The 8,581-nt window shown below is 26.5% G+C and carries 8 protein-coding genes; 2 read left to right on the plus strand and 6 right to left on the minus strand.

Features of this window, described 5'->3' with window-relative positions:
* The 5 genes from BN346_RS14770 to BN346_RS14790 all read right to left on the minus strand — a co-directional run bounded on the left by BN346_RS14770 (window position 1) and on the right by BN346_RS14790 (window position 5,567).
* Window positions 1–543 carry a sigma-70 family RNA polymerase sigma factor gene (locus tag BN346_RS14770; RefSeq protein WP_040329628.1) on the minus strand — a complete coding sequence of 181 codons (543 nt, stop codon included), beginning with the start codon at window positions 541–543 and terminating at the stop codon, window positions 1–3.
* A 126-nt stretch (window positions 544–669) separates the two neighbouring features.
* Entirely contained in the window at window positions 670–1,320 is a 651-nt protein-coding gene (locus BN346_RS14775; RefSeq protein ID WP_040329629.1) for a site-2 protease family protein, read from the minus strand.
* Between the two features lie 191 nt (window positions 1,321–1,511).
* Complete coding sequence (locus tag BN346_RS14780) at window positions 1,512–2,660, minus strand: hypothetical protein (RefSeq protein WP_040329630.1); 1,149 nt, start codon at window positions 2,658–2,660, stop codon at window positions 1,512–1,514.
* A 15-nt stretch (window positions 2,661–2,675) separates the two neighbouring features.
* The gene (locus BN346_RS14785) at window positions 2,676–3,722 is read right to left on the minus strand and encodes a phosphodiester glycosidase family protein (protein WP_040329632.1); all 1,047 of its coding nucleotides are present in this window, start codon (window positions 3,720–3,722) and stop codon (window positions 2,676–2,678) included.
* A 471-nt stretch (window positions 3,723–4,193) separates the two neighbouring features.
* Window positions 4,194–5,567, minus strand: a complete 1,374-nt coding sequence (locus BN346_RS14790; protein WP_040329633.1) for a PhoH family protein — start codon at window positions 5,565–5,567, stop codon at window positions 4,194–4,196.
* A 345-nt stretch (window positions 5,568–5,912) separates the two neighbouring features.
* Here BN346_RS14790 and perR point away from each other — a divergent pair, with 345 nt between their 5' ends.
* Both perR and BN346_RS14800 read left to right on the plus strand, forming a co-directional pair.
* Window positions 5,913–6,347 (plus strand): transcriptional regulator PerR, encoded by a 435-nt coding sequence (gene perR, locus BN346_RS14795; protein WP_040329634.1) that lies wholly within the window; start codon window positions 5,913–5,915, stop codon window positions 6,345–6,347.
* 132 nt (window positions 6,348–6,479) lie between these two features.
* Complete coding sequence (locus tag BN346_RS14800) at window positions 6,480–7,415, plus strand: hypothetical protein (RefSeq protein WP_040329635.1); 936 nt, start codon at window positions 6,480–6,482, stop codon at window positions 7,413–7,415.
* Between the two features lie 134 nt (window positions 7,416–7,549).
* On the opposite strand, the gene BN346_RS14805 is transcribed toward BN346_RS14800, so the two are convergent.
* Window positions 7,550–8,581: DUF1720 domain-containing protein (locus tag BN346_RS14805; protein ID WP_203226303.1), on the minus strand; the 1,032-nt coding region annotated here is incomplete at its 5' end.

Genomic DNA, 8,581 nt, shown 5'->3' on the forward strand with positions numbered 1-8,581 from the left:
TCACCTCCAAAATGATTCCATAATACCTCTAATTTTTCTTCTTCCTCTAGACAGTTTATTGTAAATTGAAGTATCCTTAATTTTCATCTCTCTAGCTATTTCCTTTATACTCTCTTCTTTTAAATAGTATTTTTTGAATATTTCTCTATCTGTCTCATTTAAATTCTTTAATAAATCTGCTACCTCTTCTTTTAACTCTTCATTCAATAAATCAGTATCAACTTTTTGTGAACTCACTATATTTAAATTTTCAATGTTTTCATAGTTTAAATATTTTATATATTTTCTTTTATAATCAATAGCTTTGTATTTAGATATTGCCCCTATCCAGTTTTTAAACTGATTTTTAGATTCATCAAAGCTTTCAATATTATTCCATATAAGAAGTAATACGTCATTTAAACACTCTTCCGTAAAATCATTTAACATTCCTAATTGCTTATTAATTATGAATTTCATTAGTGCTCCATACTCATTTACTAATAATTCAATTCCTTTTTCCTTCTTATGCTTTATATAACTTATTATCTCTTTATCATTCATACTTTGAGCACCTCCTAACTTTATTTTTTTATTAATTCATATATTAATACGATTATTTCATCATAAACTTATCATAAATATATAAAAAAGCTACAATAAAATTTAAAATTTTATTGTAGCTTTTTACTAAAATATCATTCCTACTATTTTTACAATTGAGTAAAAAATATAACTTGCTGGTCTACTAATTAATAAACTTAATAATGAATATCCTCCAAATATAGGCATTATCATAACTATTAATATAATAAATTGATATCTGTATATATTATCTGAGAATTTAAAGAATTGTTTTGGAAATAAATCTCTTAATATATGAAAACCATCAAATCCAGGTAATGGTAACAAATTAAGTATCATCCATAAACAATTATAAAAAGCAACATTATATACTATTTGATTAATTATAATATATAAATTGTTATTGTGTGATATTGGTAATATATAAAGTATGTTCATCAAAACTACACCAACTATTGCACAGAAGAAATTAGCTAGTGGTCCTGCTATAGATACTTTTAAATCATCCTTATAATAATTTTTGAAATTATTAGGATTTGTCTGCACAGCTTTTCCCCATCCAAAATGGAAAATTAACATCATAACAAATCCTGCTATATCTATATGTGCTAATGGATCTAATGTTAACCTTCCTTGATATTTAGGAGTATCATCTCCTAATTTTACTGCCATCCATGCATGTGCATATTCATGAAAGGTTATTGCTACTAATATAGCTGGAATTAATAATATAGTTCCTAATATCCTATTACTCATACAAAAATCTCACTCCTTTTCTACTTTATCTAGAGTTTTAAAGTTGAATTTACAATAATAATATAAAATAATTTTTTGCTAAATTCCAATTTTAAATATATATTTCTATAAATATACCATATTAAATTCTTTAAATTCAATTTAATAATAAAATTAAGGATAGAAATTCTATCCTTAATTTTATTTATAGTCTATTCATAATCTACAATAGTTACAATATCACCTTGTTTTACTAGTATTCCTGACTCTTCAAATCCTAAGAATTCGCCTTCATAAGATACTTCTTTTCCATTCATTTCATCTGTTATAGTTTTATTTTGAATATCATGTACATATACTTGACCTTCTTTGGTAACATGTATATTCTCCCTCTTAGCAGGCTTATTCATATTAACTGATTTAAAATCTTCACTGTTGTATGATATTCCTGAATCTGATTCATCTTCTTTATTTTCATATTGATAATTACTGTTTTCATTAGTTTCTTTATTACATTCTACAGACTTATAATATATTTTAGTAATTAAATTATTTTCTACTTTTCCTAAATACAAATTACTTTCAGAATCTGTTCCTAATAATGATAATCTCTCTGCTCCATCAATTATAATTTGATGATTTCTTGTTCCCTTATTAGTCTTATCTATATTATAAACTGTTGATTCATATACAGCATTGTAAACCTCACCCTCATAATATAACACTGCTTCTTTTTCAAGCGTTGCTACATTACTTATATGTTTAGGAACAGTATCCATCAATAGATTTCCTCTCATTCTATCAAATCTATATATATAACTTACATTTGAAGGATCTACTAACTTTACATATGTAAGACCTGTCAAAACTGACATTTCTATATTATCTACTTTTGTATTTTCATCATAAATATCAATCTTATATATTTCTGATTTTTCATCCTTCTTTAAATCATATGAGAAAAGAACAATTTTATTTCCTTGATAACCAGATATTTTTTCTGCTGTAATAATTCTATCTCTAGATGGAACCCATTTATAATAAATTATTTCAGCGCCATCTTCTTTTTCATAAGAAAAATTAGATTTTTCATCTATAGTTTTTAATACCAATTTTTCATTTTCTAAATATGATATATATTTTAAATTACTAGATATTGAAATATCTTCAGCTGTTTTAGGAACCTTAACTTTTACTGGTCCTTGCTTTTCTTTTTTTTCAGTACCATCTAGTTCTTCTATTTTTGTTGTTTTAAGATTAGTTTCAGAATTTAAATATATTCTATCTACATAATAAAATCCTAAAAGTTGAATGGCTAAAGATATTCCTATCCAAATTACTAATGTCTTTACCGCTTTCATATATTTCTCCTTAACCTATTTTTCTACATATATAACTGATGGAACAGTTCTTTCACCTAATGTGTCTGATGGGCTATTTATAACTTCTCCATTATAAAACATAGTAGTAGATGACCCACCATCTAAATTACTCGCTGTAACTGCACCATTTTCATATAATATATTTTGAGCGTCTTTTAAAGTTGCACCACTCGAAGTTAACTGTCTACCATCTATAACTAATAATAATATGGTTCCATCTGCTTTTTGACCTATAGCAGTTCTTGGAGCAATTCCCCAACCACCATCTCCATATTCTCCTATAGTTTTTTCACCATTTACTATAAGTGCTGGACCAAAACTTACAGCATTTAAAACATTCTGCTCTTGTAATTCATTTAAGCTATAGTTTCCAACAAGTAAAGTTCCATCATCTCTAAATGCAACCATTTCTCTTTTCTCATCAGCACTTGATAAATCATTATGTTCAATCTTTCCATTGCTCATTAATAATCCAGTAGGACTTCCACCAGTTCCTGTCCACTCTTCACCAGTAGATTTATCAGTAAATCCACCACCATTAATTGCTGCTATAGCATCATTATTTATAGCTATTTCACTTGTAAGTTCACCAATTCCATTATTCAGCTGTGAAGAACATCCAACTTTTAATCTTGTTGGATCATTTATTGTAAGTAAATAACCTTTAAACTTATTACTATTTACTTCCTCTAATAAAATTTTGCGATCATTTTTCTTTTCAATAACTACACCACTTTTAGAATTATCCTGTGCTATAGTCTTTATTGCTTGATTTCCCATTATTTCATTGATTTTTTCTTCACTTAAAAATGTAGTTGCTATCCATTGATGACTAAGTGTTGTCATGGCAGTTGTTACAAGTGTATCCCTAACATTAGTGAAAGGACCATGATAAGCTATAAGTGGAGCTGTAACCCCTGTAAAAACTATTTCAAATAGTAAAAATCCCATTATTATTTTAAATCTACTTTTTTTCTTTTTTACATTTTTCTTTTTTATATTTCTATTTTTTGCATTTGATTTGCTTTTATTCTCCTTCATCCTAACCTTCCTTTTTAAATTTAAAAATTTTAAGAAATTATTCAAATTAAATTATTAAATTATACAACTGTATCTAATCATGTAATTCTATGTTGTAAAACAATAATATAATATCGTAGAAATGAAAAAAAATCAATTACAATTATGTTACTAAATCGTTTCATATTTATGATATAGTTTGAAATTAAGACTGATTTTAGTAAAACCATATCCAATATATTGTATATTATACGAATTTTATTTAAATAAAAGTAGTGACTTTATGCCTAAATTTAATTTATATATTTTCATATATAACATAGGAAATAATCTCTAACTTACAATTATATTTTAAATTGTTTTTAAGTTTATTTCACTATTAAACTATAGCATAATTCACTACTTATAAATATATAATTAATTTTTAATAGTATATTTTAAAAATTTTTTTAAGTTTTAACAGAATAAATCAATTTTAACTATTTATTTTTTCTACAATTTTCTTGCGGCTTCAAATGCTAGTGGTGATCTTTCACATTCATCAAATTTTAAAGTTATTTGATAACATAACTCACTACCTTTCATCTTTTCAGATGCATAGCATAATCCATTTGATCTTGAATCCATGAATGGATGATCTATTTGATCTGGGTCACCTATTAATATAAGTTTTGTTCCTTCGCCTACTCTAGTAGTTATCGCTTTTATTTGTTTTGGAGAAAGATTTTGTGCTTCATCAATTATAAGCCAATTTTTAACAATTGATCTTCCTCTTAAATAAGCTACAGCTTCAGTGACTATTATTCTGCGATCAAATACCTCTTTAACTTTATCTTGAAGTTCTTTTTCATTTTTATATCTTTCATTTTCATCTGAATCTACCAATATTTCTAAATTGTCAAATATAGGTCTCATAAATGGTGCTATTTTCTCTTCTTCTGTTCCTGGTAAAAAACCTATTTCTTCGTCCATTGTAACATTAGGTCTACACACTAATATTCTCCTATATTCATTGATATTTTCTTCAAATATTTTTTGAAGCCCAACTGCTAAAGAAAATAAAGTTTTAGCAGTTCCAGCAGGTCCTTTTATTATTACTAGTGGTGCTTTAGATGCATCTGTACATAAAGCCTCTATCATAAATTTTTGTCCTATATTTCTTGGTGATATTCCCATAGGCTTTACATCCTTAAAATAAAGTGGAACTATTCTTTTTCCATCATATCTACCAAGAGCAGTTTGTTTAGGGTTTTCTATACTATGAAGTAACACAAATTGATTTGTGTATAAATGTGGCTCATAATAATCTTCTGTTTCATTATCATAACTTAAAAGATTTTCAGCATTAATAAATTTGTTTGAATAAAAACTATCTATTTTTTCAAAAGGCAAATATAATTCTATCCTTCCAGTATACTGATCATTCTCTGGAACCTCAGTTTCATAATAATCGTCACTCTTTATACTTACTGTATCTGCTTTTATTCTCTCAAATATATCTTTAGTTATTAGAACTACATCCTCACCAAGCTCTTTTAATCCCTTACACACTTGAATTATTCTATTATCTGCTTTACTCTTATCCCATGATACTGGTATCACTGTATCATGATGATTCATTTCTACTCTTATCTTCCCTCCATTTGGAAGTTCAACACCTTCAACTAATGCTCCTTGCTTTCTTAATGCATCTAACATTCTAGATGCTTGCCTAGCATTTGAACCTAGCTCACCTTTATCTTTTTTAAAATTATCTAGTTCTTCAAGTACAACCTCTGGTATTACAACATCATTGTCCCCAAAAGATAATATAGCTGTTGCCGAATATAAAATAACATTAGTATCTAACACATAGGTTTTTTTCACAGCATATATTCCCCCTCTCATATAGTAAATATATTTATATATAATACATATTCTTATTGCATAAGTTTTTTTCCAAATTTTATACAAATATATTTATACTACTAATATATGAGAGTTTTTTAATAAATGAATATATATATTTAAATTTTAACATTTATTCTAACTATTTTCTATTTTAATATAAATTTATATAAGCAAATTCTAAATTTTGTAATATTATTAGCATAATTTTATTATTATGTAATGATTATGCAACAACTAGTTATTGATAATTAATAGTTTTTATTATATAATAATTATAATAGTAATAAATTTTATACTGATTATTAAAAGAGGATGGTGACTATGCTAAATTTTACGCATATTTTCAAAGAAAAAAAGCTTAAACTTACCCCTCAACGTATAGCTGTATACAAATATTTATGTTCTACTACAGAGCATCCTTCAGCAGAGGCTATATATAAAGCATTACAAGAAGATTATCCTACTATGAGTCTTGCTACGGTATATAAAACTTTAAAGGTTCTTGTGTCTGTTAATTTGATCCAAGAGTTAAATGTTGGTGAAGGTAACTTTAGGTATGATGCCAATGTAGAACCACACCCTCATATTCAATGTATTGAATGTTCTAAAGTTGATGATATTTGTGATGTTTCATTTACTCACTTAAATAATGAAATAACTAAATACACTAATTATGATGTATTATTTAACAGAGTATATTTTTATGGATTATGTAATGAATGTAAAAATAAAATGAATACAGATGAGGAATCTTAATTATCTACAAATTAAGCAAATATTTTAATCGATGGCTAGTATTAGTCATCGATTTTTTGCATAAAATTATTTATTCTTCATATACTTCATAAATAAAGAGATTTCATATTTTCAATATAAGGAGGACTGTTTATGAAGTCAAAAAAAAATATGGTTCTAAAATCAGCATCTTTTATTATAATGATTTTATCCATAATTATAATAATATTTAATACCAATTCTATGAAAACTCTTCCTACATTTAAAGCTATTGATAAAAACCTTACTATTAATGAAGATTTTAATGGAGATGGAAAAAAGGATGTTTTATATATTAAAACCGATTCATCTGAATATTTAATTCAAGTCAATTTGAATAATGAGGATAGCCTAAGTTTAGATCCTTCTAAAGATTTGTCTACTTTAGGCGAACATAAAACTTATTGGCCTATGCGTCTAACAGTAAAAGATATTTCTAGAGATAATTTAAAAGAAATTTTTACCCAATCTTCTTTTAATGAAACTCCAATACAACACCTATTTATTTTTAATAACAATAAATATGAGAATATATTTTCAGCAAAAAATAATATACTTGGCTTTTTAGATGATTCAAATGGAAAAACACCTAAAGTAATAAGTGGTAACTTTCAAAATGGTACTATGATTTTAAAAAGCTACTTATTAGTAAACAAAGAATTAAAAGAATATGCTTATTCATATCCTAGCAATTTTGTTGGCAATAATTGTGTTTCTGAATTTATAAATCTAATAGAAAGTTTTCCTTATGAAAATTTGGATGTTCCTGATTATTTTAGTTCTAATATTTCATATAATTCTATTACTTCACTGTATACCATAGCTAATAATAATCATGTATATAAACTTCAGGATTGCTTTTTTAAAGATATTTCTTATGATGAAAAAAATGAACCTTATGAATTTAGTTGGACTTTAAATTTTAAAGGTATTGATGAAAGTGATAAAAATAAAATTAAAAATTTTACTGTAGATTTAATAGTTACAAAATCAAATGTAGCTTCTCCAAATTTTGAGTATAAAATTACCTCATTAGATATAAGTTTTTAAATAAAAAAAGGGACCTATTACGGTCCCAAGGGGGATGGGGGGTAACCAAAGAAAAAATCTTTGGTTAATGGAGATTTCAACTCCTATTACATTATATAATATTGCCTATTTAAATTTTTTTATTCACTTTTTTCCTATTTTGCTGCATTTTCTTTAAGAAAATTTTTTAATAATTCTAGCTTATATGGTTCTATAAGTTGTATAAGTATTTTTATAATATCGTATAGTTCCTCTTCAGTAAATTTTCTGCTACCTTGATTATTTTCTTTTTTTGTTTCATTCTGTGATATTTCTTCTTTTTCATCCCCAACCTCAACTACATCTTCTACATCTATTATATCTGAATTTTCACTATTTAAATTTTCGTTAAGTGAATTTAAACTCAAATTATCCAAATCTAAATCAATATCATCAACTTTTGTCTTATAAATTTCATTTTCTTTCAAGTTATCTGCAACCTTACCTAAGTTTACTCCTCCAAAAATATCATCTATATTTAATGTTTGATTTATAGCACTTTGAGCTGCATTAAACAAATTACCTATTACTCCTTGAAATGCCTCAATATCTTTCGGTGAAACTGCACTAAATACTGCTGAAAAACTATTTATGGGATTGCTGTTATCTTGTCTTCTTTCTTCTCTAACAACTTCATCATTAGTCGCTGCTTGTTCATTCCCCATAAAACTACTTACCATTTTAGCTAATTCACTAAAATCAAACCCTCCAAAAGGATTTCCATTTTGATTTTGATTTTGATTATTATTATTCATGTCATTATTCATTGGTGCATTATCCATGTTACCATTTCCCATGAATGCAGAAATTAAATTAGATACAATATCACCATTTCCGCCTCCACCGCCTCTTCCTGTTCCAGTCAACGCTCCTAAAAGTCCCATCATATCAAGTCCACCAAACATATTTGCAAAAGGATTTCCATTCATTTGTGGATTCATACCCCAATTCATTTGTGGATTCATTCCCCCATTCATTTGCGGATTCATTCCTCCATTCATTTGTGGATTCATTCCTCCATTCATTTGTGGATTCATTCCTCCATTCATTTGTGGGTTCATTCCTCCATTCATTTGTGGGTTCATTCCTCCATTCATTTGTGGGTTCATTCCTCCATTCATTTGTGGGTTCATTCCTCCATTCATTTG

The organism is Clostridium ihumii AP5, from assembly GCF_000612845.1.
Taxonomy (GTDB): domain Bacteria; phylum Bacillota; class Clostridia; order Clostridiales; family Clostridiaceae; genus Clostridium_J; species Clostridium_J ihumii.

Excerpts from the sequence above, each read along its gene's own strand:
- BN346_RS14785 (WP_040329632.1), bottom strand. The coding sequence starts at position 3,722 with ATGAAGGAGAATAAAAGCAAATCAAATGCAAAAAATAGAAATATAAAA.
- BN346_RS14775 (WP_040329629.1), bottom strand. The coding sequence starts at position 1,320 with ATGAGTAATAGGATATTAGGAACTATATTATTAATTCCAGCTATATTA.
- perR (WP_040329634.1), top strand. The coding sequence starts at position 5,913 with ATGCTAAATTTTACGCATATTTTCAAAGAAAAAAAGCTTAAACTTACC.
- BN346_RS14800 (WP_040329635.1), top strand. The coding sequence starts at position 6,480 with ATGAAGTCAAAAAAAAATATGGTTCTAAAATCAGCATCTTTTATTATA.
- BN346_RS14770 (WP_040329628.1), bottom strand. The coding sequence starts at position 543 with ATGAATGATAAAGAGATAATAAGTTATATAAAGCATAAGAAGGAAAAA.
- BN346_RS14780 (WP_040329630.1), bottom strand. The coding sequence starts at position 2,660 with ATGAAAGCGGTAAAGACATTAGTAATTTGGATAGGAATATCTTTAGCC.